General features: G+C 44.6%; 28 protein-coding genes, 1 riboswitch and 1 other annotated feature (1 of these 30 running past the window's edge). Of the genes, 18 read left to right on the top strand and 10 right to left on the bottom strand.

Annotation, left to right across the window (positions count from 1 at the left end):
- Positions 1-523: 523 nt before the first annotated feature.
- The 5 genes from AN618_RS01045 to AN618_RS01025 are packed head-to-tail and all read right to left on the bottom strand — an operon-like array spanning position 524 to position 3,667.
- The gene (locus AN618_RS01045; RefSeq protein WP_066350960.1) at positions 524-874 is read right to left on the bottom strand and encodes a TubC N-terminal docking domain-related protein; all 351 of its coding nucleotides are present in this window, start codon (positions 872-874) and stop codon (positions 524-526) included.
- Positions 871-2,628 carry a hypothetical protein gene (locus AN618_RS01040; RefSeq protein WP_066350958.1) on the bottom strand — a complete coding sequence of 586 codons (1,758 nt, stop codon included), beginning with the start codon at positions 2,626-2,628 and terminating at the stop codon, positions 871-873. Before AN618_RS01040 ends, AN618_RS01045 begins: the two co-directional genes overlap by 4 nt.
- Positions 2,625-3,299 (bottom strand): hypothetical protein, encoded by a 675-nt coding sequence (locus AN618_RS01035; RefSeq protein ID WP_066350956.1) that lies wholly within the window; start codon positions 3,297-3,299, stop codon positions 2,625-2,627. Before AN618_RS01035 ends, AN618_RS01040 begins: the two co-directional genes overlap by 4 nt.
- Positions 3,271-3,465 (bottom strand): helix-turn-helix domain-containing protein, encoded by a 195-nt coding sequence (locus AN618_RS01030; RefSeq protein WP_066350954.1) that lies wholly within the window; start codon positions 3,463-3,465, stop codon positions 3,271-3,273. The genes AN618_RS01035 and AN618_RS01030 overlap by 29 nt, the downstream gene beginning before the upstream one ends.
- Positions 3,446-3,667, bottom strand: a complete 222-nt coding sequence (locus AN618_RS01025; protein ID WP_066350952.1) for a helix-turn-helix domain-containing protein — start codon at positions 3,665-3,667, stop codon at positions 3,446-3,448. The genes AN618_RS01030 and AN618_RS01025 overlap by 20 nt, the downstream gene beginning before the upstream one ends.
- Before the next feature lie 114 nt (positions 3,668-3,781).
- On the opposite strand from AN618_RS01025, the gene AN618_RS01020 reads away from it, so the two are divergent.
- The 3 genes from AN618_RS01020 (at position 3,782) to AN618_RS01010 (ending at position 6,818) form a co-directional block, all read left to right on the top strand.
- Entirely contained in the window at positions 3,782-4,828 is a 1,047-nt protein-coding gene (locus tag AN618_RS01020; protein ID WP_066350950.1) for a hypothetical protein, read from the top strand.
- 596 nt (positions 4,829-5,424) lie between these two features.
- Entirely contained in the window at positions 5,425-5,805 is a 381-nt protein-coding gene (locus tag AN618_RS01015; protein ID WP_066350948.1) for a hypothetical protein, read from the top strand.
- Between the two features lie 23 nt (positions 5,806-5,828).
- Positions 5,829-6,818, top strand: coding sequence for a type II TA system antitoxin MqsA family protein (locus AN618_RS01010; protein ID WP_066350943.1), 990 nt, complete (start codon positions 5,829-5,831; stop codon positions 6,816-6,818).
- A gap of 22 nt (positions 6,819-6,840) precedes the next feature.
- Here AN618_RS01010 and AN618_RS12540 read toward each other — a convergent pair whose 3' ends face one another.
- Positions 6,841-7,185: a zinc ribbon domain-containing protein gene (locus tag AN618_RS12540; protein ID WP_222926206.1), complete on the bottom strand. Its 345-nt coding sequence runs from the start codon at positions 7,183-7,185 to the stop codon at positions 6,841-6,843.
- Between the two features lie 359 nt (positions 7,186-7,544).
- On the opposite strand from AN618_RS12540, the gene AN618_RS01005 reads away from it, so the two are divergent.
- The 3 genes from AN618_RS01005 to AN618_RS01000 all read left to right on the top strand — a co-directional run bounded on the left by AN618_RS01005 (position 7,545) and on the right by AN618_RS01000 (position 10,075).
- Positions 7,545-7,916: a hypothetical protein gene (locus AN618_RS01005; RefSeq protein ID WP_222926204.1), complete on the top strand. Its 372-nt coding sequence runs from the start codon at positions 7,545-7,547 to the stop codon at positions 7,914-7,916.
- Positions 7,917-7,918: 2 nt separating this feature from the next.
- Positions 7,919-8,632: an RNA-guided endonuclease InsQ/TnpB family protein gene (locus tag AN618_RS13435; protein ID WP_222926202.1), complete on the top strand. Its 714-nt coding sequence runs from the start codon at positions 7,919-7,921 to the stop codon at positions 8,630-8,632.
- 576 nt (positions 8,633-9,208) lie between these two features.
- Positions 9,209-9,384, top strand: a riboswitch (cobalamin riboswitch).
- A gap of 46 nt (positions 9,385-9,430) precedes the next feature.
- Positions 9,431-10,075, top strand: coding sequence for a nicotinate-nucleotide--dimethylbenzimidazole phosphoribosyltransferase (locus AN618_RS01000; protein WP_245628327.1), 645 nt, complete (start codon positions 9,431-9,433; stop codon positions 10,073-10,075).
- Here the strand turns inward: AN618_RS01000 and AN618_RS00995 are convergent, their stop codons facing one another.
- Positions 10,076-11,347: an HD-GYP domain-containing protein gene (locus AN618_RS00995; RefSeq protein WP_066350941.1), complete on the bottom strand. Its 1,272-nt coding sequence runs from the start codon at positions 11,345-11,347 to the stop codon at positions 10,076-10,078.
- Positions 11,348-11,448: 101 nt separating this feature from the next.
- On the opposite strand from AN618_RS00995, the gene AN618_RS00990 reads away from it, so the two are divergent.
- Positions 11,449-12,282, top strand: coding sequence for a 5'-methylthioadenosine/S-adenosylhomocysteine nucleosidase family protein (locus AN618_RS00990; protein WP_066350939.1), 834 nt, complete (start codon positions 11,449-11,451; stop codon positions 12,280-12,282).
- Positions 12,254-13,264 carry an SPL family radical SAM protein gene (locus tag AN618_RS00985; protein ID WP_066350937.1) on the top strand — a complete coding sequence of 337 codons (1,011 nt, stop codon included), beginning with the start codon at positions 12,254-12,256 and terminating at the stop codon, positions 13,262-13,264. Before AN618_RS00990 ends, AN618_RS00985 begins: the two co-directional genes overlap by 29 nt.
- 17 nt (positions 13,265-13,281) lie before the next feature.
- Here the strand turns inward: AN618_RS00985 and AN618_RS00980 are convergent, their stop codons facing one another.
- Positions 13,282-13,659, bottom strand: a complete 378-nt coding sequence (locus AN618_RS00980) for a helix-turn-helix domain-containing protein (protein WP_066350935.1) — start codon at positions 13,657-13,659, stop codon at positions 13,282-13,284.
- Between the two features lie 178 nt (positions 13,660-13,837).
- Between AN618_RS00980 and polA the strand changes: the two genes are divergently transcribed.
- Genes polA through AN618_RS00960 form a run of 4 tightly spaced genes read left to right on the top strand, consistent with a single transcriptional unit; the run spans position 13,838 to position 18,675 of the window.
- Complete coding sequence (gene polA / locus AN618_RS00975; RefSeq protein WP_066350932.1) at positions 13,838-16,429, top strand: DNA polymerase I; 2,592 nt, start codon at positions 13,838-13,840, stop codon at positions 16,427-16,429.
- Between the two features lie 13 nt (positions 16,430-16,442).
- Entirely contained in the window at positions 16,443-17,066 is a 624-nt protein-coding gene (coaE, locus tag AN618_RS00970) for a dephospho-CoA kinase (protein ID WP_066350930.1), read from the top strand.
- Positions 17,039-17,608 (top strand): lytic transglycosylase domain-containing protein, encoded by a 570-nt coding sequence (locus tag AN618_RS00965; protein WP_066350927.1) that lies wholly within the window; start codon positions 17,039-17,041, stop codon positions 17,606-17,608. The genes coaE and AN618_RS00965 overlap by 28 nt, the downstream gene beginning before the upstream one ends.
- Before the next feature lie 32 nt (positions 17,609-17,640).
- Positions 17,641-18,675, top strand: coding sequence for a nicotinate phosphoribosyltransferase (locus AN618_RS00960; protein ID WP_066350926.1), 1,035 nt, complete (start codon positions 17,641-17,643; stop codon positions 18,673-18,675).
- Here the strand turns inward: AN618_RS00960 and ndk are convergent, their stop codons facing one another.
- Positions 18,676-19,080, bottom strand: coding sequence for a nucleoside-diphosphate kinase (gene ndk / locus AN618_RS00955; RefSeq protein WP_066350925.1), 405 nt, complete (start codon positions 19,078-19,080; stop codon positions 18,676-18,678). It lies immediately after the preceding gene.
- A gap of 48 nt (positions 19,081-19,128) precedes the next feature.
- On the opposite strand from ndk, the gene AN618_RS00950 reads away from it, so the two are divergent.
- Both AN618_RS00950 and AN618_RS00945 read left to right on the top strand, forming a co-directional pair.
- Positions 19,129-19,653 carry a phosphoribosyltransferase gene (locus AN618_RS00950; RefSeq protein ID WP_066350923.1) on the top strand — a complete coding sequence of 175 codons (525 nt, stop codon included), beginning with the start codon at positions 19,129-19,131 and terminating at the stop codon, positions 19,651-19,653.
- Positions 19,654-19,665: 12 nt separating this feature from the next.
- Positions 19,666-20,475, top strand: coding sequence for an undecaprenyl-diphosphate phosphatase (locus tag AN618_RS00945; protein WP_066350921.1), 810 nt, complete (start codon positions 19,666-19,668; stop codon positions 20,473-20,475).
- A 5-nt stretch (positions 20,476-20,480) separates the two neighbouring features.
- Here AN618_RS00945 and AN618_RS00940 read toward each other — a convergent pair whose 3' ends face one another.
- Positions 20,481-20,756 carry a hypothetical protein gene (locus AN618_RS00940; RefSeq protein WP_066350918.1) on the bottom strand — a complete coding sequence of 92 codons (276 nt, stop codon included), beginning with the start codon at positions 20,754-20,756 and terminating at the stop codon, positions 20,481-20,483.
- Positions 20,757-21,084: 328 nt separating this feature from the next.
- On the opposite strand from AN618_RS00940, the gene AN618_RS00935 reads away from it, so the two are divergent.
- From AN618_RS00935 to AN618_RS00915, 4 genes are all read left to right on the top strand, one after another.
- On the top strand, positions 21,085-21,417 hold the full coding sequence (locus AN618_RS00935) for a Na-translocating system protein MpsC family protein (protein WP_066350915.1): 333 nt from the start codon (positions 21,085-21,087) through the stop codon (positions 21,415-21,417).
- Positions 21,418-21,653: 236 nt separating this feature from the next.
- On the top strand, positions 21,654-21,959 hold the full coding sequence (locus AN618_RS00930) for a hypothetical protein (protein WP_066350913.1): 306 nt from the start codon (positions 21,654-21,656) through the stop codon (positions 21,957-21,959).
- A gap of 544 nt (positions 21,960-22,503) precedes the next feature.
- On the top strand, positions 22,504-23,091 hold the full coding sequence (locus AN618_RS00920) for a hypothetical protein (protein ID WP_222926200.1): 588 nt from the start codon (positions 22,504-22,506) through the stop codon (positions 23,089-23,091).
- 532 nt (positions 23,092-23,623) lie between these two features.
- On the top strand, positions 23,624-24,700 hold the full coding sequence (locus AN618_RS00915; protein WP_066350907.1) for a bis-aminopropyl spermidine synthase family protein: 1,077 nt from the start codon (positions 23,624-23,626) through the stop codon (positions 24,698-24,700).
- Between the two features lie 42 nt (positions 24,701-24,742).
- Positions 24,743-24,877: a binding site (T-box leader), on the top strand (it continues 84 nt past the right edge of the window).

The following is a 24,877-nucleotide window of genomic DNA, read 5'->3' as shown; positions in this document are numbered from 1 at the left end:
CAGCTCCATAGTAGCAGAGAATACTACCACTATGGCGTTAAGTTTCCGTATTCATAGAGGCAATCCTAACAAGTTCGCAGTGTAAGGGAATAAGCAATCATTGACAATACAAATTCTGGTAAGTGCAATATTTTGCAGTCGGTTCATGGAGTGGAAAAACAGGTAGTATTCAACCTTCTTGAAAACAGGCTTTAATGTGCGGAGCATTTTCAGCCCCCTTGTGTGTTAAGTCCTCCCCGAAAGGGTGTGATTTTAACGCACTCCCTTCCCAATCTCCTCAACATTGAGGAGCTTCCTCGAATTTAAGGAAGGGGTAGTCAATTCAACCGCTCCTTTCCCCCTCTTGCGAAATAAAGCGAAGTTTTTGCACGCAAGCCTGCACGTCGCCGGTTCTCCGGAGCAAGCCAAAATTTCCGGTATGCCCTTAGGGGTGTCGGTAATGCCGACAACCCTAACTTTCATAAGGGATTTTTTCACGCAAGCGAGGGCCCGGCGGGTCAGCAGGGTAAAGGGTGAAAATTTCTTACCCTCCCCGTGCTTTTCTCTGGGGCCTTGCCATACTTACCCTTTCCCTGCACCATCCTTTAAGCCATGTGAGTGGGAATAGGTCACAATCGTTAGTAAACCGCAAACAGTAACCAGCTTTCAGGCATTCCGGCCTTTGGCGGTATAATCTCGTTTTCTTTCCTCTAGACGTGACGGTTATTGTAGGATTGGCAAGCCATGTGATTATTTCGTGTTTGTGTTTTGCCATCGTTCTTATTACGCTATCGGTAAGCACTTCTTCAGGGCCGGTATATTTCAATTTGTCGCCAACCGTCAACAAGGTAACGCCGTTCTGTATGAGGTTTAGGATGAATTCCTCGAGGGTCATAGTTCACCACTCACGATTTTAGACTTAGTATGATTTTTTGCGTCGCTTGCGTCGCTATCGTCGCATTGCTTGATTTTCAAGGCTTCTAAGTGCGACGCAAAATTATCGCTTGCGTCGCAACCTATTTTTGCGTCGCATTTTTGCGTCGCATCCTCAAGCTCAGTATTTTCAAGGGTTTGCGGGTTTCTTGCGACGATGGCGTCGTTTGCGACGCAAATTTTCTTTCTTAGTCTAATAAGTCGTTTACTCCCGCTTCCCGGGGTTCTGTAAAATTCAACCTCAATTCCACTCTGCCGCAAGAATGTAGCCGCTCGCCTTAATCTACTGCTTAAGGTTCGAGGATTCGAGGGCCAGGCTTTGGTTCGTTTCGTGCTGTCGTCCACGTATACCGCCAGGGCCTCAAGTAAATCCTTGGCCGTGCCTTCCCATTCGTCACGTTCTTCGAGTAAAATTCTAATTGCGGTCGCAAGTACATCGTTTTCAAGGGCCGATTCTACTGCTTCGCTCCGGTTTTCCGTATATGCCGCCATAAAGCCGCCTTCTTCCCATAGCACGCCGCTTGATTCGCAAGCTGTAACCCATTTTGCGAAGTCTGCCATCCGTGGCAATCGGTCGAGTTTCACTCTGTCGAGATTCTCCAATCCTAGTGAGACAACCACTAACAATGCTCCCAATATTCCGGGCCTCGCTTCCTCAAATTCTCGCCAGAAAGCCGTCTCGTCCTTTCGCTGTTCTTCGGGGATGGGCTGTAAGTTCACGATAATGCACCGGTCTAGTAAGTCGTGCCTGCTTGCTATTTCATCTATGCCGGTAAGGATAACCGGCCTGCAGGCCTCCAAAATTACTTCCTCGTCATCAGTGAATAGCTGGCGAGTGCTAAAACCGCCGCCGGTGGATAAGCGACAAAGGGCATCGCTCAGCCATATAGGTATACCGCTTAGGTTGTCATAGCAAATAACCCAATTGTTTGCGGCATTAATCGCCAGGTCTCTTTCGTCCTTTGGTGGGGTTCTCACTGGTGATATGTTTGGGTCTATAAGCGAGCGTAACACCCTCGCCGCCGTGGTCTTGCCTGTTCCTTGCTCGCCTTCAAGCATTAAGATGGGGTAAGGGCCTTGTGGCCGTAAAGCCGCCAAAAGCCATGCAATGATTAGCTTAAAATCGTCATCGCTTTGGATGTTTAAAAACCGCTTCAAATCGTCAATAGTGCCACCGCTTCTTGGCTCTGGCAATGGCAATGCACCTTTAGGCCTTATAAACTTCACAGGGCATTCGTGGGCCTCGATAATACGCCAGCCGTAGCCGGGTGTGATTTCGATTATTTTCCAACTCTCATTTGCTAAGTCAACGTATACTTTGCCGGCGTTTTGTGCTATCCTAATGTTAGTAGAGTGTTCTGGGCCGTCGAATTGGGCTTTGGCCTCGAGCACGCCGATGGCATCCTGTAATGCCTGGTTTCCTGGCGGTTTTCCGTATTTCTCGAAGAATAACCGCCTCAGCCAACTCCGGAAAGGCCCACTTCCTCTAGAGGTTATGGGGCACGTTTCCTTGTGGCCGTTGATTGGTATAGTGGCATAAGCCTTGCCTTGTGGGTCATGGAATAACTCAACTCCAGCCGCTAAAGCAAGATTGACGATTTGTTGGGCTTGCGTTTCACGTTCTTTTTTCGCAAGGCCGAGGGCTTCGGCCACTATCGCTTTTTCTTTCTCCGACAGGTTTTGGAGGGCTGTTAAAATTTCATCGCCTATGTTCATAACACTAGTGCCTCCTTTGTCGCTTCAATTAATTCGCTTGTTGTTTTGCCTCTAGTGAATTCACTCCAGAGATAGTCAAGGTAGCTTAATCGATGGGCCATTTCCGCCAGGGCGTCGGCGTGCTCGCTATTGTTCATTATCTCTTGCCAGCCACCATGTGCCCAGAGCAACCGCTCGATAAGTTTTATTTCCTCGAGTAGCTCGTTTTCTAACTCTTTCACAAGGGCCTTTTCAAGAATTTGGGCCGCCAACAATTGAAGGGTGGGCCTTTCTTTTTTCTTTGCATTCTTTGGCGAATCAAGAAAAAGGTCGCCAACCGTCATACCGACGGCCTCAACAATTCGGTTTGCTGGGCAACCGGCAAAGCAGTAAACCAGAATTCTATCGCCGTTCAGTCTTATCGAAAGCGAAGGACTGCGGTCTGGATGTGCCGGGCAACGTGCAACCCATTTGTTTGGGCCTGTCTGCCGGACGCTTTCAAGCCGGTTCAATAATTTGAAAAGGCTGTCGGTTTGTGGTAAAATTGAATGGGAATAATTCATCAAATCACCTCCATAACCCTGGCATTTGGCCGGGGTTTTTGTTTTGCCTAATTGCAGTACCATTGCAGTAACCCAGCGAAAAACCTTGTCATTTCCGCTTTCAAAACCGGCCACTAGATTGTTTATCAAAAGCCGCCTTCTCAAGCCAGCGATGAAAGGCTTCTTTCGGCACCAATATACGCCTTCCTATCTTAATCGCTGGAAAATCCTGCCGTCTCGCTAATTCGTAGGCTTTTACGGTATTAATGCCCAGCATTGCCGCAACTTCCTTAACGTTATAAACTGCTTTCTCCATCCTCTGCCACCTCCGTAAAAAGTTCATCAGCTTGCTCGATGGGCCAATTTAGGGCCTTAGCTATCCTTTCCCTCCATCCTGGAAATGGATAAATTTTCCCGTTTTCAATGTGACTTATTATGGAAGGGTGAATTCCGGCTAGAGCACCTAACTTTTGTTGACTTATATTTCGCTTTAATCTTTCGTATTTTAACCTTAACACGGGCTAACCTCCCTTCTTTTTTTGTTGCCTTAATTCTAGATTCATGATATAATAGCTCGAGAAAAAAGTATACTCATCTCGGTTACAATTTCGGTTACATTTGGAGGATAGAAAGTGGACAGAGTATATTTTGAAAATCACCTTCCGGTGGGCGGTTTTGTATGGATAGAAAACCTCGAGGAAAACTCAATATTACCAGATGCCGCAAGGCCTCCGTTCATCACTTACAAAAACAATGATTGTTTATGCAAAGTGATTCATCCTTTAGAAAAAAATCCATTGCTTTACCGTGAATTAGCTAACCTCTATCCGTCCAAAGAAAACATTACTTCTTTTGCTAAAAAATACGGCTTGCTCCGGCGAGAAAATGGCGAGATTATAGATAAACACAAAAACGTATTTAAGCCTGCTTGCTCTTACTCAACTTGGATAGAAAGCATAATAGAAATGCATTGCATGGTCTTTCTGCTGGACTTAATCAAAAATGAAGATGATGTTCTTGCCTCTAAAATTCTTCACATAACTGAAAACGGCCAATGTGCGTTAGTGTCGGCAATAATACCTGTTGAAAGAATTGGGCTGGATTGGTATAAGGACTTGGTTAAAATTTGGCCTGATTTCATGAATGGAGATGATAGCAAAGTAGGACAGTACCAAAAGAAATATCCCGACGTCTTATCTCTTTGTTTTTGGAACACTACCAAAAGAGGAATCGAAGTCTTAAAACATCTTTTCCGTTTCCCGTGGGAAGAAGAAGTATATAAAAAACTTAAGGCTTTAGATAACTCTGTTGAATTCTTGAGATATTTAATGCTAAGGAAGATAAGTGAAGTTTACGAAAATGGCCTCAGCGTAAAATTTTTGGTAGACATAGACACTAAAGTAAAAAGTTCCTCTATTGGGGTAGAAAAATATTTAGTGCCGGAAGATTTGTATACCGCTCTTTTTGTCCAGTTAGAAATGGAAATTTTAAATACAAGAGAATTACGCCAGTGCGAGTATTGTGGAGATTGGTTTATTGCAACAGATAAACGCCAGAAATACTGCCCTGAATTCATTAAAGTCGTAAACCCTTATACTGGCGAAGTTAAAAAAGTGCCTACTGGTAAACATTGCAAGGTTTATGCTTATAGGCAAAAAAATAAGGGTATTCCATCTTAGGAATACCCTTTTACTTTGCCCTGGCCTCTTGGTGTTTTGCAGTACTGCAAAAAGTACTGCAAATACAATAAAAATGCTTTTAAAACCATTAAACAAGGATGAATATTGCCAGCGGTAGAAGTAGCATAAAACCACATTAGATTAAACTTCTTTAAATTCACTAATACCAATCAAAATCGCCATTTTAGGACTCAAAATCCGGTGGCCGATGAGGCCGTGCGGGTTCGACTCCCGCCTTCGGCACCAGGAAATGAAATCAAGGGTTTTACGGATTAGCCTCCTCAAAAATGGGCCAAAAAAAATCCGGTGTCCCTGATTGAGGAGGTGTTTTTGTTTTCTATGGCAAAATTGGCAAGGCTAAAAATTCCCCAATTGGACGTCCATTTCATCTTGAGCGAATTTCTCCTTTCGAGGCAGGCAGATGGCATTTCTCGCCGGACGTTAGAGGATTACCGCTGATACGTCAGTTCTTTCGTAAAGAATGAAGTTGTTCACCGTTGTAAGTATCAATTGATACCAAATTTTTTCTTTACATTTTGTTATATTTCGTGTATATTTTAATTGAAAGTATCATATGATACTTATGGAGGCGTGTGATGGCGTGGATATGTGATGAAGATGAGGTAAAAGACTTTTTAAGAAGATTACATTCCATTTTGAAAAGTGGTGACGAAAAGACGACGCTTGTTATTGTTAAAGAAAATAGGCCAGGGGATAAAACTTCCAAGTTTATGCGGCAATACAATATTACCAGCAGAATTATTTACGAAGAGTTGCTAAAATTAGATATTACAAATTACTCCTATACAGATTACGACGACAATCCTCGCTATAATGGGGAAACTGTCTGGATTTTTGGTCAAATATTTGAGGATATAGAGGTGTATATAAAATTAAAAATAAGGGATGGGAGAAGAACAGTTGTATGTCTCTCATTCCACGAAGCGGAGTATGATCTCGACTATCCTTATTTGTGAATAGGGAAAGGTGGGAGGTGCCGATGAAAAGGTATTGCTATTATTGCGATGAGGATGTTGAATATACTGTTAGAGAAGAAGAAATTAGCGATAATATAAGAGGGATTGAAATTAATTTTATTGGACAAATAGCTTATTGTAATAAATGCGGAAATGAAATATATATACCTGAATTGGATGACGAGAATATTAAAAAAGCTAATGCTGAATATAGAAAGAAAGCGGGAATAATTACGACCGAAGAAATTGAAAATATATTAACTACTTATGATATTAGTGCCAAAACATTAGCAAAACTGTTAGGATGGGGCGAAGCTACTATAGAAAGGTATTTAAAAGGAATTACGCCTTTAAAACTTTATAGTGATGAGTTAAAAAAGCTTCAAAATCCTGTATACATGAAAAAACTGTATGAGTCAAATAAGGATTGTCTTGGTAATCAAGTTAGAAAGAAAATTGAAGCTGCCCTCGAAAAAATTTGTTCAAAAAAAACAGTAAGTGTATTTGATGTTGCTAAATATTTTTTAAGTAAAGCAGATGTAAAAGAAGGTAGTATCCTCACACCATTAAAGCTTCAAAAATTGATATATTATGCTCAAGGGTGGCATTTGGCGTTTTTTGGCAAGCCGTTATTTGTTACCCCACTTGAAGCGTGGGTACATGGGCCAGTTTCTCCAGAGATCTGGTATAAGTACCAAAATTATGACTATCTTGCAAAAGAAGATTTTGATCCTTCGAAAGTGTTCGATATTGAACAAATTCAATTGCTTAACGAGATATACAATATATATGGAATGTTTGATGCTTGGGTTCTAAGAGATATGACACATAAAGATAAACCGTGGCGAGAAGCAAGGAGAGGATATGAAGAAAATGAGCCTTCAAGCGAGGTTATTCCACAAGAAAGTATACGTAAGTACTTTGAAAATTTAAAGGAAACCCTTGATATTCGAGATTTTAAAGATATTAGGAAAAGTTTAATGATATATCGGGATATATTGGGTATAAGCTAATTTAATTCGTGACGTCCTCCCTTCAATGAATTGAGGGGCATCCTAATACGGATGCACGCAGGGTTTTATCCCCGCGCTTCGGTTCTGCGACGCCGTGCCATCCCAACTGGTATGACACGACCGCGGGCCGCGCCACACGGCCACTACTCCCCTTCACGGGAGATACCTTATACGCCCTATCGTAGATGTTCAGGGCACCGTTTACGTCTGCTTGGGCTTTCCAGCCACAGGAACATACATACAAACCCCGGTGTCTCCGGTTGGAAGCCATGACCTTCCCGCAGGCGTGGCAAGTAATAGACGTGCTTCCTTCATTTATGTCATCTCGCACCAGAATTCCCGCCAGCACCCCTTTGTATTTAAGCATATCAATCAACTTCCGGTACGGTCAGGCGTGCAGCCGCTGGTTCAACTGGTCTCCATAGTCAATGCTTTCACGGATTCCATTAAGGTCCCCAATGGCTATTTCCTTCACACCCCGTTGCACACATTCCGCAATAAAGTGAGATGTAGCCATGTGCAACAAGTGTTCTACCTGTTTCTTTTCCCGGCGCGCTATTTGTTTCCACCGGCGGGAATTCTGTTTGAGGTTAGCTCGTACCTTCTGCCAATATCACCTTACAAAAATCCCGCCAGAATGCCCCCGATTTTAATCGGGGGATGAATGGCGACTTGCTATTTTTCTCCGGTTGTGCTAAAATTTAAGCGAACCGGAGGAGATGCTAAATGCAGACAGTAACTCTAAAGCTAAAACTCCTATCCCCAAACAAAGGCAAACTGGAGAAAATGGCCCGAATGCTCGAGACATATCGAAAAGCCTGCGCCTGGTTCCTAAAGCAGGCTGAGACCTTGAACACCACTAGCAGGGCAAAGTTAAACCGAGAGACCTACCACAAGGCCTGTGAACTATTCGACCTCAACCGCGCTACACTCCAGTGCGCCATGCTCAAAGCACTCTCAGCTTATCGCTCATACCTTTCCCGTACAAAAAATGGCAAGAAATCCAGCCTGCCCAAATTTGATTCTATTCAATACATCAGCTGCCGTCAGGCACATGGGTCATCAAGTTTCCTGTCTCCTCCGGTAGGAGCCAGATAGCAGTGCCCATTGCCACTTCTGAATACCATGCCAAAAGGCTCCAGGACCTGGCAGGAGGTTCCTGCCGACAAGGGTCCATGGAGATATGGCTTGGTAAAGACGGAGAGTGGTATGCTGCCATATCATTAGTATACGAGACACATTTAAACGAGCCGTGCGGCGTAATCGGGGTCGACTTCGGCATAGTAAAGCTTGCCGTGCTGTCCAACAACATCTTTTTTGACGGCCGCCAGGTCAGATGGCGCAAGGAACGGTGGGCAGCAAGGAGAGCTGCACTTCAGCAGGCGGGCAGGCTTTCCCGAGTCAAGAAAGAAGCCGGCCGCGAAACAAGGTGGATGCGGTATATCAACCACTGCATCTCAAAGCGCATAGTAGAAATAGCGAAGAGAGAAGGCAAAGCCATCGCACTTGAGAACCTGCTGGGTATCCGCGAGCGGACTAAAGGATCAAAAAAGTTCAACCGGATGATGTCCGGGTGGAACTTCAAGGAGCTGGCCTCGTTTATCGAATACAAGGCAGCCCTTGCCGGAGTGCCCGTAATCTACGTCGACCCCAAGGAGACCTCCAAGACCTGTCCGAAGTGCGGGAATGCTTCCCGGTATAATCGTAAGGCCCAAGGCTGGTTTAAATGCATAAAATGTGGCTACCAATCTGATGCGGACAGGGTGGGGGCAATAAACATAGCCGCGAGAGCGCTCGATGCTCTCGGGGCATGACCCCGGGAGAAAGGGGAGTGTGACACCCCTTAAAGCCAAGGTGATGAACCGGATAGTCCGGGGAGTGCTGGCTAACCTGCGGCTTAAAGCCGCCGTCCCACGCTGGGATGCCCCTTAATTCATTAGGGGGAGGATGTCACAGCCATTTTCCTCAGAGTTTCTCTCTCTAAATCTATTCCTCTTTTCCTGGCTATCCCCTCAACTATTTCAAGATAGGCTTCCAGGTCAGTGGAAAAATTTCCCGTATAAAAGTTCGCAGTAAGTTTCGGCTGAAACTACAGGGTCGTCGGACATCACAGTTTTCAAGAGGCTTTCAAATTTTTTTATTAATGGGGTCTTCCAGAAGTTTTCTGCATACCGAAAGGCTTTTCGACGAAAAAAATGTGGAGCTTATAATCGTTGATAGAGTATAAAAAAGACCTCGCCACAGAGCAAAAAAGGAGCGTGAGGTCCCACATCAAATATTCGACACTTGTTAGGTGCAATCCTTCTTTTGCCCAGTGATTTTAAAAAAATCTCATATAATGTGAAGGAATTTTGGGAAGATTGGAGAATATATAATAACAAAAATCGGTATAATAATATAACCTTTCGGGTGCCCCGTGATGGGGAGAATAGGGAATCAGGTGAAAATCCTGAGCGGACCCGCCGCTGTGACGGGGATTCCCCTTGCAAAATGCCACTGGGAAACCGGGAAGGCGTAAGGGGAGATGAACCGGAGCCAGAAGACCTGCCCGAAAGGTTTGCTACGGGATGATGGCAAAGTCCCTGCTGTAATTTATTACAGTTAGGGACTTTTTGTTTTATCAAATTAAAATCGAGAAGGAAGCGGTTGAAGCCATCGAAGTGGGCATAACAACCGCATGGGAGAGGATAGATACCGGAACCGACCTCATTGCGACGGGGGATATGGGGATAGGCAACACCACGGCAAGCAGCGCCATTTTGGCTGTTTTTTCCGGCAAGCCTTTAGAAAAAATAGTTGGGCGGGGAACGGGGATAGATGACCTGCGCTTGCAAAAAAAATTGAACGTCATAAAAAAAGCCCTGGAAGTAAACAGGCCTGACCCCGGGGACCCAGTAGGGGTCCTGGCGAAAGTCGGGGGGCTGGAAATCGCCGGCATTGCCGGAGTAATCCTCGGGGCGGCTTCCCGGAGGGTTCCTGTTATCATCGACGGATTCATCTCTACCGCGGGAGCCCTCGTCGCCTCCAAAATAGAGCCCCGCTCCGTTCAGTTCATGATAGCATCCCACGTGTCGCAGGAACCCGGGCATAAAGTAATGCTGGACTTCCTGGGGCTCGAACCCATGATCTTCATGAGGATGAGGCTGGGGGAAGGCACCGGTGCTGTACTTGCCAAGAATCTTGTCGAAGCGGCCGTGAAGATAATAAGGGAAATGGCCACTTTCGAAGAAGCGGGCGTTTCGAAAGAGGAAAAATAGTTAAAAACCGGCGCCTTCGTAAAATATGCGGTATTCTTCTGCTGCGGAGGACTGGGCAATTTTTCGAAACTCGTTTACTTCGTCGAAGTTGGATTTTAAAACTTCCACGACGTAGGCGTCTAAAGCCGAATTTTTGACCATGTCATCGAGTACTTTTACGGCCTGCTCCTTCGGCATACCCTTTCTGTATGGCCTGTCTTCGGTGATGGCGCAAAAGACGTCGGCCACGGACATTATGCGGGAGCCAAGGGGCAGGTCGTAAGCCCTGTGGTGGAAAGGATAGCCGCTGCCGTCCAGCCGTTCATGATGAAAGGAAGCCCAGGCGGCGATTTCCTCCAGGTCTTTCAGCGGTTCCAAAATGCGGTATGTAAAAAAAGGGTGAGCCCTTACAATTTCGAATTCCTCTTTCGTCAGTTGCCCGTTTTTTTCAAGAATCTCCACCGGGACGGCTAGCTTTCCCAGGTCGTGCAGATACCCGGCTATCCTCATCATCAGGCATTCTCTTCCGGAAAAACCGCAAAGTTTTGCCAGGTATTCCGCGCTCGCCGCAACGCCGCTGGAATGGGTGGCCGTAAAGCGGCTCCTGAAGTCGATAATTTGAGAAAAGAGCTTTGCGATTTCGGTCAACCTTTCGATGTCCAGTTCTACGACGGGAAGCGTGATCCTGCTCGTTAAGACCGAACTTATCGAAGGCGAAGCGGCTTCCAGCCAGAAGCTCTCCTTCAAAGCGAGGCTTTTAAAAGCTTCGACTAGTTCGGGCGCGAACAATTTATCCGACTGGCTTTCCACTTTTTTTATAATGTCTTTCGATTTACTCAAGATTTCTTGCTGGTTATTGCCCGTCAAAACCGCCACCCGGTCCGCAATGTGCAGGATGTGACTGCCTTGCGGCACTTTTTTTCCCTTGAATTCTAAACCTTCCCCTCTGTTCCACGGTACATGGTGGAAGCGCACAATGTCCGCAATTTGGAGAAAAGGGCCGTAGTTTCGCAAAAGCAGATAACCCATTTCGGCGTGCTGATAGGGATTTTCCAGTTCGAACTGCAGGGCATCAAGCCTTTCCTTGAGCGAAATGGCCCCAATGTCGTGCAAAGCTCCTGCGAGGACCAGATCGTTTAGATTCTCGGGCGGAAGTCGCAATTCGGCGCCTATCATGTAGGCGATGTAAGCCACTTTGAAGTGGTGATTGGCGACAAGAGGGCTTATGAGGTCGACGGCCTCCGATAAGGAGATTATGAAGTCAAAAAGGTGTATTTTTGGTTGTTTAATCATCCAATGCTCCTTTCATAGGCTTATTAAGTTTTCGAGGGAACCGCAATATGGTAAACTATATATTGATTATACCATAACAAAAGTGGAAAAGGTGAAAGGCCGTGTTTTACATAGTGACGGCATATCACGCCGAAGCAAAGCCCATTATCGAATATTTCGGCTTGAAGAAGGTCGTAAAAAATAGCCGCTTCCAGGTTTTTGCCGGAGAAGAGGTGGCTTTGGTGGAAAGCGGCCCGGGCGTAGTTGCCTCCTCTTGCGCCACTTCTTTTTTGCTTGCGGAGTTTGAAGCCACCGATAGGGATGCGGTTTTGAACATCGGCATTGCCGGGGCGAAAAATATTAATCTAAAAAAGGGTGACGCCATCCTTTGTCACAAGATAATTTACCACGATACGAAGAGGGCTTTTTACCCCGATATGATAGCCAGGCACGACATGAAGGAAGGAGTGCTGGAAACTTTTGATTTCCCGGTTATTAAAGGAAATTTCCCGGAAGACCGTATAGAGGGCGATGCGGTCGACATGGAGGGAGCCGGCTTCTTCGAAGCAGCGTCATTTTTCCTGCCCCCTCACAAAGTCCACTGCATAAAGGTGATTCACGACTATTTGGAGGGAGTCAGGGTAGAGCCATCTTTTGTATCGGACCTCATAAGAAAAAATCTGCCTTTGATTGAAGGTTTTATGTCATCTCTGGAATCCATTGATTGCCTTTTTTCGGTGGGGTTATCCGGAAAGGAGAAGGAAATAATTGATAAACTCGCAGGGAACCTTAAACTAACCTTTACAATGACCCACCAGCTGAAAAATTTAATACTGTTTTACCTGTCGAAGCACGAAAGATTGCCGGGGGAGCTCTATGATTTTTTAAACGTAAGGGTAAACTCAAAAAGCGAAGGGAAGATTTACTTTGAAAGGATTAAAAAGTTGCTTTGTTAAGAGCTTTTCTCACATATACGTGGAAGAAGGGATTGAGGAAAACCCTCTAACGAAAGAAATTTTAAAAAAATTTCCGAAAGCTCTCAAAGTCCGGATAAAACATTACAAGGACGTATTTTGCAGGCCTAGGCAGAACTTTTTCGTCCAGGAGTCGAGCAGGAAGCTAATACTCGCAGCCAAAAAGGGAGAGTTGCTTTACCGGGGCCCGGATATCTGTCACGATTTTGGAAATGAAAATTTTTATTACACTTCGCCGGCTTTGAATTGCATTTATTCGTGCGATTACTGTTATCTTAAAGGTATGCATCCGTCGGCGAACCTCGTGATTTTCGTGAACGTAGAGGATTACTTCAAGGAAGTCGAAGACATTCTAAAACAAAAGCCGCTTTACCTTTGCATTTCATACGATACGGACCTTCTAGCCATCGAGGGGATTATAGCTCTTTCCGCGATGTGGATTGAGTTTGCGAGGGGAAAAGAGGATTTAAAGCTTGAAATACGCACAAAGAGCGCGAATTATTCGGCTATAAGCTATCTTGTGCCTGCCAGCAATGTGATTTTGGCCTGGACCCTTTCGCCGACCGAAGTGATTAAAAAATACGAAAAAAATACGCCGCCCCTTGAGCTCAGGTTGAAAAATATAATAAGAGCCATCGGCGATGGCTGGAAAGTGAGACTGTGCTTCGACCCGGTTTTGTATTTTGAAAACTGGGAAACAGCTTACGAAAATTTGATAAGCCGGACGTTTTCGGTGATTCCGGCAGATAAGGTAAACGACGCGAGCATCGGCGTCTTCAGGATACCCCGCGATTACCTGAAGAGGATGAGGAAAAACTTCCCGCCTTCGGAGATAATCCATTACCCTTATATAGAAACGGGAGGAGTATATACTTATGATGAAGAAGTTAAAGGAAAAATAATAGAAAAACTCTGGTCTTTATTAAAAAAGCATATCCCGGAGGATAAAATTTTCATTTTGTAAATCTGGCCTTTAAAGCCTCAGAAGTCTTGTTCTTGGTTCTTTTTCCAAGAGTCCAGTTCCTCGATAATCGTCCTGCACACCGAGGTCAGCAATTTTATCTCGTGGGTGGGCCTGGTTTTAACCATAGCCAAAAGTTCGTTGATGGCACTTTCGGAGTCAGGTTTTACCTTGTAAGTTTCGGCATCCTCCAAAATGTAATCCAGACTCACATTCAGTGCCTGAGCTATTTTTGAGAGGGTTTTAAGGGAAGGTATTTTGTCTCCCCTTTCCACCTGTCCGATGTAGCTGTAATGAAGACCGGCCCTTTCTCCGAGTTCCTCCTGGGTCAGGTTGCGCTGCTTTCGTAAGCGCCGGATTCGTTTTCCGATGCCGTAAAATATTTCCCTGTGTTCCATCCAACCAACTCCTGATAGGTTTTCTTACTATATCGTGCAATTTTTAGCAAATAAAGTAAAGAGAATAGAGGTACTAAAAAATAAGTCAAATATTGTCGATTTATAGTACAAATATTTTTCCTCACATAGAAGGTTTTTAAGCGCTTTTGGTGAATAATAAGTAAAAGGAGTGACGCCGATGAAAAAAATTATGCTTATCGACGGGAACAGCCTGATGCACCGGGCTTTTTACGCGCTTCCGCCGCTTATGACGTCGAAAGGGGTTCATACCAACGCCGTCTACGGTTTTGTCAACATGCTCATGAGAATTATAAAAGAAGAGTCCCCCGACTACATAGCGGTGGCGTTTGACCGGAAAGCACCGACTTTCAGGCATCAGGAATATGCGGCGTACAAGGCCAACAGGATAAAAATGCCGGATGAGCTGGCTGGGCAGTTCGAGATTTTAAAACAAATTCTGGAGGCTATGAACATCCGCTACGTGGAAAAGGAGGGCTACGAGGCCGACGACCTCCTGGGAAGTTTGTCAAAAAAAGCCGAAGAAGCGGGACTCTTGACATTAATAGTGACAGGGGATAAGGATACGCTTCAGCTGGTATCCCCGAAAGTGCAGGTGATGCTCACCCGCAAGGGCATATCGGAAATGGAAGTTTACGACGTCCAAAAGATAAAAGAGCGCTTCGGCATACCGCCCGAGGCCGTCCCTGATATGAAAGGGCTGATGGGGGATGCTTCCGACAATCTGCCCGGCATTCCCGGAATTGGTGAAAAGACGGCTTTAAAATTATTACAGGAATACGGGACGCTTGAGAACATTCTGGAAAATGCCGGTGCCTTAAAAGGCAAGTTGAGGGAGAGCGTGCTTGCTTACGGCGAACAGGCAAAGAGCAGTAAAAAACTGGCGACCATTGTCAGGGATGTAGACGTCGAAGTGGATTTGGAAGAGCTGGCCTTCAGCGAACCGGATTACGAAGAACTGGCCCGAATTTTCAGAGAGCTTGAATTTTACAGCCTCCTCGACAGGCTGCCCCGGACCCGGGATAATAATCGACCGGAAAAGGCATCCGTTTGCGTAGCTGATGTTGGGCAATTGGATAAGATCATAGAGGAAGTAAAGACGAGAAAAGTTGTAGCTGTTGAATTTGAGACAGAAGGTAAAAGCCCCGCCGCAGTTCGACTTAAGGGTATCGGGCTTTCTGCCTCCGGCGATTATAGTTATTTTGTGCCGGAAGGAGCCCTGAAGGAAAATCCAAGGCTGAAAGATGCGATTTTGTCGTTGCTGACCGACCGGGAAACGGCAAAAATCGTTCACGATGGTAAGCGCGCCAGGATTGCTCTTGTTAGAGAGGGAATTGATTTTATATACGATTTTGACACTATGCTGGCGGCATACCTTCTCGACCCGTCAAAAGCCAGGTACGATTTGGAAAGTCTGGTTTTTGAAAATCTGGGCACGGAGCTTAGGAGCTCGGAAGATGCCGGCAGGCGGGCGTCATTCCTTTTGCCTTTAAAAGAAGTGTTAAGCGAAAAGCTCAAAAATCAGGACATGGAAAGTCTTTTCAAAGATGTGGAGATGCCTTTGAGCATAGTGCTTGCGGACATGGAAATGGCGGGCATCCGGGTGGACCCCGAAAAGCTTCAAAAACTTTCTCTGGAATTCGGACAAAAACTGGAAGGCCTGACCGATGAAATATATAAACTCGCAGGCTTAGAGTTTAACATTAACTCTCCGAAACAGCTCGGAGAGGTGCTCTTTGAGAAGCTAAGCCTCCCTGTGATCAAAAAGAAAAAGAGCGGGTATTCCACCGACGCGGAAGTCCTGGAAAAGCTAAAAGGCGCCCACCCGATTGTGGAGAAAATTTTAGAATACCGGTTCTTGATGAAAATGAAATCGACTTACGCCGACGGGCTATTGTCGCTAGTGGACCGGGAAACGTTCAAGATATACAGCAATTTCAATCAGACCATAACGGCTACGGGACGTATAAGCAGCACTGAACCCAACCTCCAGAACATCCCCGTGAAGACCGATATCGGGAAAAAGATAAGGGGTGTTTTTGTGGCGGAAAACCCGGACCACGTGCTGCTTTCCGGTGATTATTCCCAGATAGAACTGAGGGTGCTTGCCCACCTCTCGGGGGATGAAAGACTCATAGAGGCGTTCGTAAAGGGCGAGGACATTCATGCCAGGACTGCCAGCGAGGTCTTCGGTATCCCGCAGGAACAGGTAACCTCGCAATTAAGAGATAGAGCAAAAGCTGTAAACTTTGGTATAATCTATGGTATAAGCGATTACGGTTTGGCCCAGAGCCTGGGGATTACTACCAGCGAGGCCAGGGAGTATATAGAAAGCTATTTTAACAGATATCCCAAAGTGAGAGATTACATAAGAGAAACCATAAAAGATGCAAAGATGAAAGGATACGTGACCACAATTTTGAACCGCAGGCGCTATATCCCGGATATCAACAGCAGAAACTACAACCTGAGGTCCTTTGCGGAGAGGGTCGCGGTGAACACCCCCATACAGGGGAGTGCCGCGGACATAATAAAAGTGGCAATGGTGAAAATCTACAATCACTTCAAAGAACTTAAACTCAAAGCGAAGATGCTAATTCAGGTTCACGATGAGTTGATTTTCGACGTGCCGAAGGATGAACTAGAAGTGGTAAAAAATATCGTAAAATCGGATATGGAAACCGCCGTACCGCTCAGGGTTCCGCTGGTGGTGGATTTCAAGGTGGGAAAAAGCTGGGAAGAAATAAGCTAGGGAGGAGGAAGCTTTGAAAGTCATAGGCCTTACCGGCGGAATCGCAAGTGGCAAAAGCACAGTGTCCAGGATGTTGCGCCAAAAGGGCGCTTACATCATCGATGCTGACGAGATAGCCAAAGAGATAGTAAAGCCGGGCAAACCCGCGTGGGAAGACATAGTGAGATATTTTGGAAAGGAGATCTTGGACGAATCCGGAAACATCAGGCGGAAAAAACTGGCCAAAATAGTTTTTTCCGATGAAAAAAAATTAAATCTCCTGAACCGGATAACTCACCCAAGGATAGTGGAGGAGATAAAAAGGGAACTTGAGGCATGCAGGAGGAGAAACGAAAAGATTGTCATAATAGACGCCGCCCTCCTCCTGGAAATAGGGCTTGACGTATTGGTGGATGAAGTGTGGGTTGTGGCGGTAGACGAAAAAACTCAAATTGATAGGCTCATAAAGAGGGAAAGCTCCATAAGCTACGCCGAGGCTATGGAAAGAATAAGGGCCCAGATGCCTCTGGAGGAAAAGCTGAAGTTTGCTACCAGAATCATTGATAACAGCGGCGACATAGAAAACACGCAAAAACAAGTGGACGAGATATGGAGGGAATTTGAAAAGACGTGGAAAGATTCACCACGAGGAACATAGCAATTGTTGTCTTAATTTTGGTTGGATTGTTTTCGCTTTACAGCAACGTGCTGTGGTTTTTGAGATACCTGTACCCGTTAAAGTACGGGGAGTATATACTCAGATATGCGGATGAATACGGTGTGGACCCTTATCTCGTGGCTGCCGTCATAAAGGTGGAAAGCAACTTTTCGCCGGAGGCGGTGTCACCTAAAGGTGCTATGGGTTTAATGCAGATTATGCCCGATACGGCCCGGTGGGCCGCCGAGCAAATGGGGATTGAAAATCTAAAGGCGGAAGAAATTTTCAATCCCGAGGTAAACATCCGCATAGGTACCTGGTATCTTGCCGGGCTAATCGAGGAATTTAAGGACACCGATTTGGCTCTGGCCGCATACAATGGAGGGAGGGGCAATGTCAGGGAGTGGATAAAAAGCGGAATTTTCGATAAGAAAAAGAACCCCAATTTCATACCTTTCGAGGAAACCAGGCGTTTTGTGCAAAAGGTAAAGAAGGCCTATTTTTGGTATAGAAAATTGTACGAGTTTAAAACCAAATCTTAGGTGATAAATCATCTTATGGCGGAGGTTATTTTATGAAGGAAATGAAGAGTCTAGAAGATGTAAAAAATTTCAAAGTAGATGAAGACAGGCTCTTTTTTTCGGCTACCCATGAAGAAATAAAAAAAGGAGCCACCACCGACATCTATTTCATTAAGACCATGGAAATATTGAAATACATGGGCCTTGAAAATACAGATGTGGTGGCCGAGGTCTTTCCGAGGAAAGCCGGCATAATGTGCGGAGTGGAGGAAGTAATCAACCTTTTGAAGGATAAAAACGTTGAAATCTACGCGCTTCCTGAAGGCGAGAGATTTTCGCCCAAAGAAACCGTGATGCGGATAAAAGGCCCTTACGGGGAATTCGGCATTTTCGAAACCGCTCTCCTGGGGATTCTGGCCCAATCCAGCGGCTGGGCGACGGCAGCCAGGGAGTGCAGGGAAGCGGCGGGAGACAAGGTGATGATTTGCTTTGGCGCCCGTCACGTGCACCCCGCGGTGGCGCCGGTAATGGAGAGGGCGGCGGTGATAGGTGGTGCCAGCAACGCCAGCTGCATACTGGCAGCAAAGCTCCTCAACCGCGAGCCGTCGGGGACGGTGCCCCACGCGGCCATGCTCATCGCCGGGGACACCGTATCGGTGGCAAAGGCGTACGACGAGATTATGCCCCCGGATTCGCCGAGAATCATACTGGTAGATACCTTCAAGGATGAAGTCGAAGAATCGCTGGCGGTGGCCGAGGCATTGGGAAGGGCTCTCGAAGGGGTGCGCCTGGATACTCCCAGCGAGAGGGGTGGAGTTACCAAAGAACTGGTTTATGAAGTGAGAAAAAGGCTTGACCAAAAAGGCTACGATTATGTGAAAATATTTGTATCCGGCGGCCTTACCCCCGAAAGGATAAGGGAGCTTTCGGAAGCCGGTGCGGATGCTTTCGGAGTTGGAAGTTACATTTCCGGGGCATCGCCGATAGACATGACCATGGACATCAAGGTGGTGGAAGGCAGGCCTGTGGCAAAGAGAGGCCGGATTCCGGGTATTATAGAAAATCCGAGGCTGAAAAAATTTAAATAATTAAAGCTCGGGGAACCAGAGTTTTATTTCCCGGCGGGCACTTTCCGGACTATCAGAAGCATGGACGAGGTTGTAGGTCGTGGACGTAGCAAAATCGCCCCTGATAGTGCCGGGAAGTGCTTCTTCAACTTTAGTGGCTCCGTTGAGCAAACGCACCAGTTTAATGGCGTTTTCCCCTTCCAGCACCATTGCAAAGACAGGCCCCGACGTTATGTATTCTATAAGCTCATTGAAAAAAGGTTTGGAAAAATGCTCGCGGTAATGTTCTTCGGCAAGTTCCCTTGATACGTTGACGAGCTTTGCTGCCACGAGTTTCAAGCCTTTTTGTTCGTAGCGCTGTAAAATGGCACCTATAAGGCCGCGCTTTACGCCGTCGGGTTTAACCATTACGAAAGTTCTCTCCAAAAAGATACCTCCTTTGAATTTTTTTAATATATTTTACATAACATTATCTTGTGCCGCAAGTTTAAAAAAAAGGGTGAGCCCCTTGACGTTGTCGTCGCCCGAAAGATAGGTGCACCTTTTAACGAAGAGCTGGCTATCGGCGCCGTCTCTCCTGATGGCAACGTTATAATAAATGAGGAAGCAGTGAGGGTTTTAAAGGTGAGCGAAAGCTATGTAAAAGCACAAAAGCAGATTAAAATCAATAAGATAAAGGAAAGATTGATGAAGTATCGGGGAAGCGATGTTTACGAAAATCTGGAAGGCAGAACCGCCATTATAGTTGATGACGGAATCGCCACCGGGTATACGGTCAAAGCTGCGATCGACTTCATACGGGGGCTGAATGCCGAGCTCGTTGTCGTGGCATCTCCTGTTATAGCTCCCGATACTCTCGTGGAACTTGAAAACCTCGTGGACGAAGTGGTGTACATTTATTCGCAGGAGCCCTTTTACGCCGTCGGTCAGTTTTATAAGTCTTTCCCTCAAGTTTCTGACGAGGAAGTGATTTCGATTATAAAAAAAAATAAAGGGTAAAGGAGAGTAAAAATGCAGCTTTTTGTGAAAGCAATCATTATGGGAATAGTCGAAGGCTTGACTGAATTTCTGCCCGTTTCTTCAACGGGCCATCTAATCATAGTGGGAGACCTCATAGATTTTAAAGGAAGGCCGTTTCACATAATGTTCGAGATAGTTATACAGCTGGGGGCAATCCTTGCAGTTATATTCTATTACAGGCATAAGATCATAAATTCGCTTAAGGAGTTACTGCCCGGGCAGCGGGGATTCCGGTTCTGGCTGAATATTTTCATAGCCTTTTTGCCTTCGGCCGCAGTCGGAGTGCTCATAAATGACTACATCGAACAGAATCTTTTTTCTTCGTTTACGGTGGCGATCGCCCTGATATTGGGGGGATTTCTTATGATTTTGGCCGAAAACGTCTTCGGGCGCTACGGTATCGAAGACCTTGAAGAAATGACTCCAGGAAAGTCGCTGATAGTAGGTATCGCCCAGTGCCTTTCGCTTTTTCCGGGTATGTCGCGCTCTGCTTCTACAATAATAGGGGGTATGGCGGCGGGCTTATCGGTAAAAGCTGCTGCCGAATTTTCCTTTTTCCTCGCGATCCCGACAATGCTGGGGGCTACCACGTATTCGCTGATGAAAGGGTTCTCTTCGGTGACCGCTACCGAATGGCAGGCGTTGGGAGTTGGATTTGTGGTTTCCTTCCTTGTGGCGCTTCTTGCGGTGGATAGGTTTTTGGCGTACCTTACGCGCCATTCCCTGAAATCCTTTGCGTATTACAGGATTGCCGTAGGTGCACTTATGCTTTTTCTCGTGTATGCCGGAGTGGTGGGATGATACGCTTAAAGTACGCAGGTCCTTTCGGCGTACATCGCCTTTACATATTCGCTAAGGTCGACTACAAAAAATCCGCGCCTCGGCCAGTCCATTTTAACGTCCGGCCTGTTTAGGGGAATTTCTAGGGATTTGTTTTCCGTAAGCAGGCGCATTATCAAATCCTGCGCCATAAGGCCGGGGTCAAGATACAAATTGGTATCTATTGCAAGCTTAATTTCGTCTTCGGGGTTCAAGTAAAGCAGCCTGAAGGGCCGTGCGGGTTTGGCTTCAAATATTTCCACAAGGTCCTTATAAGAATATAGAATCTTACGCCCCGTAGCAGCTACCCTTTTCCCTCCGAGAATTACGCCATAAAAATTGAAGGCGTCCTTCGAAAGGCTTTCCTCTATTTTAATTTGTCGTTTACGGTGATTGCAAGGGAAATTTCATGGTAGTCGGCAATGTAAATTGCCCTGCTTGCGAAAAGTTCGATGCCGAACTCCACGGCTTTATTCCTCCTTTGAAAAGCAATATTTTATTTTAATCTATTCATTTTGAAGGTGGTTTGTTAATGAAACCCTAGCGAGGAGGGATTTTTTTGAAAAACTCGGGGATTTCAAACAGGAAGTGATGAAGATAAATAACCGCGTCAACGAGGAGATGTACGGCAGGGGGCTCGATTGGCAAAAAGTTGAGGTAATAGGAGATAAGATAATAATAGCTTTGAACCGACGGATATCGGTTTTAAGGCACTTGGACAATAAAGATAGTTTCACCGCAAGGTTGATGGACCTGGCTTTATTGAACGAGTTTAAGGTGAGATTTAAGAAAAATTTTGAAGAAGCCACCGGCCTGGAAATAAGGAGTATTTTGAAAGATTACGACCCTGTGAATCAACTGGCAGGTACTATAATAATAACCGTCGAACCCGTAGAAGAGTTTTTATCTAGAGAAAATTTGTAAGACAAAAATAATAATCTATATTGACAAAAAAATGATTAGTATGATATTTATTATGTAAACAAGAGCTGATCAAGTAAATAAGTGGACTGGATAAGAGAGATCCGCAAGATGAGCGGTTTAAGCTGAGAAAGCTACCACTTTATCCGAAAATTCATTTCTTTAGCTTAGTTTCCCCTGACGTGAAGGATTTTCCTTCTTGCTATAATATTTTAACAGATAAGGAGGATTTATAGATTATGGGTTATGGGATTCCTTCAAGTCGTGAATGGTATTCAGGTAGCGGAAATCACTATACAGGACTAACAAAGATTGATCAAGAAAGTGTAAAAAAAGCAACAAAAGAAGTAGCAAGAAACATGTTAAATAGTGTTGTTAGTGATGCTGTAACAGCGACTGGTGTATATAAAACCACATATGCTGCTACTAAAAACAGAGCTAAATCAATTAAAGCGGCGGCATCAGCTGTCATTGTAAGCCATTTTTACTCCACTGCTGATAATATTATTAAACTAGGTAATAGAATTTTCGGCAGTTCAGATTAAGCAGTAAAGGAGTTAAATACTTATGAATATATATAGTTATATAGAAAGATTTATTTTTTTGTTGAGCTCGCTATCTATTATTCTTTATTTATTTTGTAAAGGGAAAAATTATCCTTTTAAAAGAGCTTTTAGGAGTGCATTTTTTATATCACTCGCTGCTACTATAGCACAATTTCTATGGGATATGTTACTAAAAAAGTAATTTATTTATAAAATATCCTGAATAAATAACTAAAAATAACAAATTTATAGCATATGGTCTGTTTTCTTATTTACTCCACTACAAAGAAAGGACAAATAATTCTATCAAACTTGCTTTAAAAAGTGCTCTTTACTTTGCATTATCTTTAACCGCTTTTCAATACTTATGGGATGTTATTTCTTCAAAAATTTAAATAAAACATTAACATTAAAAAAGTATTAAGAATTGAGGAAGGAAGTCCTTTTAATGATTTACCATCTTGAATATCAGAATGATTTTGCTAGAAGTGTTAATGTATTATACTTTAGTAGCAACGATATTGACTCACTACAAAAAGTTTCTATGTCATTCAACGAAAATGATAAGTCATGGCACGCAATAATTGAGAAAGATGATGCGTTAATATACAAGTTTGTGGTAAATGATGTATATTATTTAAATGATCCAAGAGCAGAAAGGTATATTCAAATAAACAAAAAAGGGATTTTTTCATCAATTTGTGCGTCTCAACTTAAAATAACGAGATTTATGCCTGTAATCGATTATATATGTATATGTTTAGGTATCGATGAATTTTATAATCCAATTGGTATAACCGATACAATTACTTCTTTTGATAGTAATGTAATTTGTTTTGTTCAATTAAGTAATGTAAAAGATGATTTGGTCATAAGTATGTTTTGGAAAAACCCCGAGCAAATTATTGTAGGGGCCATAGATATATTTGTTCAAAATGACCATAGAAGAAAAAGGAGAGCTTTTTCTGGAATAGATTTAAAAGATTTAGATGATTGTAACTTAATTATTAATGGTAAATGGTCTGTAGAAGTTTTTATAAACGGTGTCTTTATGGCATCAAAAAATTTCATTCTAGATAAATTTGAAATGTACGTATATAGAAACAATCTATTATATAAAAAAATTTTGTAGTATACTATCCACAATTGGTAAACAAATTCATAAATGGAGGAGAAACAGATAAAGAAGAGGCGATTATTTAAAGGCGCCTCTAATTTTTGTGCGCATGGTATGGGCGTTAACTCGGTAGTAAAAGTCCACTGCAGACGAGAAGCAAAGTCTTTTGCTAAAGGCAAGGGTATACACTCTGAGAAACGCCTATAGGCAGTTTCGAAGCTTGACAGGCTTGACCGATAAATTACGCCCTATAGTGCCATTTCCCGTTGAAATTTTCCTCGGTGAGGGGAAATTTTTTATATAAAACTTAGATTGTGGGTATAATATCTTATATAATTTTATAAAGGAATCCTCTTAATGCGATTTAAATCCCCAGAATGTAAATTTTATTTTGATTTAAGCCGATACGGCATTTTGACTGCTCTTGACTTTAGTGGCTTTAAATTATATAATTATTGCCGTTCGCGGCAAATGAGATATTTCTCTTTCGGTTCAGGGCCTTGTATAAAGCAGGGTCCTTTTTAAATCGCAATATGGAGGTGAGGTCATGGACGTCAGGCAACTTTCAGAGGAAGTGACCGCGAAGACGAAAGTGGATACTACTGTGCGGGATGTGGAAAAGGTAATCTCGGGTCTTGCAAGTTCCTCGCATTTTTGGGAAATAGTATGCACTGTTCAAAAACCGTTTAGTGTTGTAGCGGAGATAATAGGTGCTCTAAGGGAAAGAGGGCTTGTCAGCGTCGACCAGGACGGAGCTATTACTCTTACACGGCAGGGACAGGAATTCTTGAAAGATAATTCGATAGCACCTAGAAGGGACTACACGTGCCCTGCCTGTGAAGGTCGCGGAATCGGATTGGAAAAAATAAAGGAATGGATGCAAAAATTCGATGAGCTTACGGTAGACCGACCCAAAGCCATTATAGACTATGACCAGGGATACATCACTACGGCCAGTGTCATGGCGAGAGTAGCCCTTATGACCGAACGCGGAGACCTTGAAGGCAAAAAACTTTTAGTGCTTGGCGATGATGACCTTCTGAGTTTGGCAGCCGGTCTTACCGGAATGCCCAAAGAAATCGTTGTCCTGGAGATAGACGATAGACTTGTAAATTACATCAACGAAAAGGCATCAAAGCTCAACGTGCCTGTAAAGGCATTTAAATACGACTTCAGGGACAAACTTCCAGAACAGTACGTGGGGTATTTCGACACCTTCAACACCGACCCGCCTGAGACGCTCGAGGCCTTAGAAGTTTGCATGACGCGGGGGCTTTCGAGCCTTTCAGGGGAAGGCTGTGCCGGATATTTCGGGTTAACCCGCACCGAGGCGTCGCTTAAAAAGTGGAGCCAGTTCCAGCAGATGCTGCTTTCCAAATTTAAAGTAGCCATTACGGACATAATAGACAATTTTAACCATTACGTCAACTGGGACTACCTCTTGGGAAGCATCAGGGATGACTACTCCTTCGTTCAGGTGAAACCGAAGCTCAACTGGTACAGGTCTTCGATGTACCGCATAGAAACAGTGAGCGGCTTTGAGAAAATCGAAAACAAACCCATGCCCTGCGAACTTTATGTGGACGAAGAGGCTTTAATATATAAGCCGGAGAAAAGCCGTTGACAAAGGTTGAAAAGTAGGGTATATTAGAAAAAAATTGAAAATGTAAAAGCGATGACGGGGAAAGTAAGCACCGGGAAACCCCAAGCGAGCCGGTGGCGGTGGGAGACCGGCGGATTACCGGTGGCCGAAAATCCCCCCGGAGCGAGGCCCGAAACGCAAGGAGTAGGAGCCTACGGC

It is taken from the genome of Fervidicola ferrireducens (assembly GCF_001562425.1).
Taxonomy (GTDB): domain Bacteria; phylum Bacillota; class Thermosediminibacteria; order Thermosediminibacterales; family Thermosediminibacteraceae; genus Fervidicola; species Fervidicola ferrireducens.
This window is presented reverse-complemented; position numbering and strand designations above follow the sequence as displayed.

Coding starts and splice junctions, on each gene's coding strand:
- AN618_RS01030 (WP_066350954.1), bottom strand. CDS start 3,465: ATGGAGAAAGCAGTTTATAACGTTAAGGAAGTTGCGGCAATGCTGGGC.
- polA (WP_066350932.1), top strand. CDS start 13,838: ATGAAAAAAATTATGCTTATCGACGGGAACAGCCTGATGCACCGGGCT.
- AN618_RS00920 (WP_222926200.1), top strand. CDS start 22,504: ATGTCATTCAACGAAAATGATAAGTCATGGCACGCAATAATTGAGAAA.
- AN618_RS00930 (WP_066350913.1), top strand. CDS start 21,654: ATGGGTTATGGGATTCCTTCAAGTCGTGAATGGTATTCAGGTAGCGGA.
- AN618_RS00960 (WP_066350926.1), top strand. CDS start 17,641: ATGAAGGAAATGAAGAGTCTAGAAGATGTAAAAAATTTCAAAGTAGAT.
- AN618_RS00995 (WP_066350941.1), bottom strand. CDS start 11,347: ATGATTAAACAACCAAAAATACACCTTTTTGACTTCATAATCTCCTTA.
- AN618_RS12540 (WP_222926206.1), bottom strand. CDS start 7,185: ATGCTTAAATACAAAGGGGTGCTGGCGGGAATTCTGGTGCGAGATGAC.
- AN618_RS00935 (WP_066350915.1), top strand. CDS start 21,085: ATGAAGATAAATAACCGCGTCAACGAGGAGATGTACGGCAGGGGGCTC.
- AN618_RS01015 (WP_066350948.1), top strand. CDS start 5,425: ATGGCGTGGATATGTGATGAAGATGAGGTAAAAGACTTTTTAAGAAGA.
- AN618_RS01040 (WP_066350958.1), bottom strand. CDS start 2,628: ATGAACATAGGCGATGAAATTTTAACAGCCCTCCAAAACCTGTCGGAG.
- AN618_RS00915 (WP_066350907.1), top strand. CDS start 23,624: ATGGACGTCAGGCAACTTTCAGAGGAAGTGACCGCGAAGACGAAAGTG.
- AN618_RS01005 (WP_222926204.1), top strand. CDS start 7,545: ATGCAGACAGTAACTCTAAAGCTAAAACTCCTATCCCCAAACAAAGGC.
- AN618_RS01045 (WP_066350960.1), bottom strand. CDS start 874: ATGACCCTCGAGGAATTCATCCTAAACCTCATACAGAACGGCGTTACC.
- AN618_RS00980 (WP_066350935.1), bottom strand. CDS start 13,659: ATGGAACACAGGGAAATATTTTACGGCATCGGAAAACGAATCCGGCGC.
- AN618_RS00945 (WP_066350921.1), top strand. CDS start 19,666: ATGCAGCTTTTTGTGAAAGCAATCATTATGGGAATAGTCGAAGGCTTG.
- AN618_RS01010 (WP_066350943.1), top strand. CDS start 5,829: ATGAAAAGGTATTGCTATTATTGCGATGAGGATGTTGAATATACTGTT.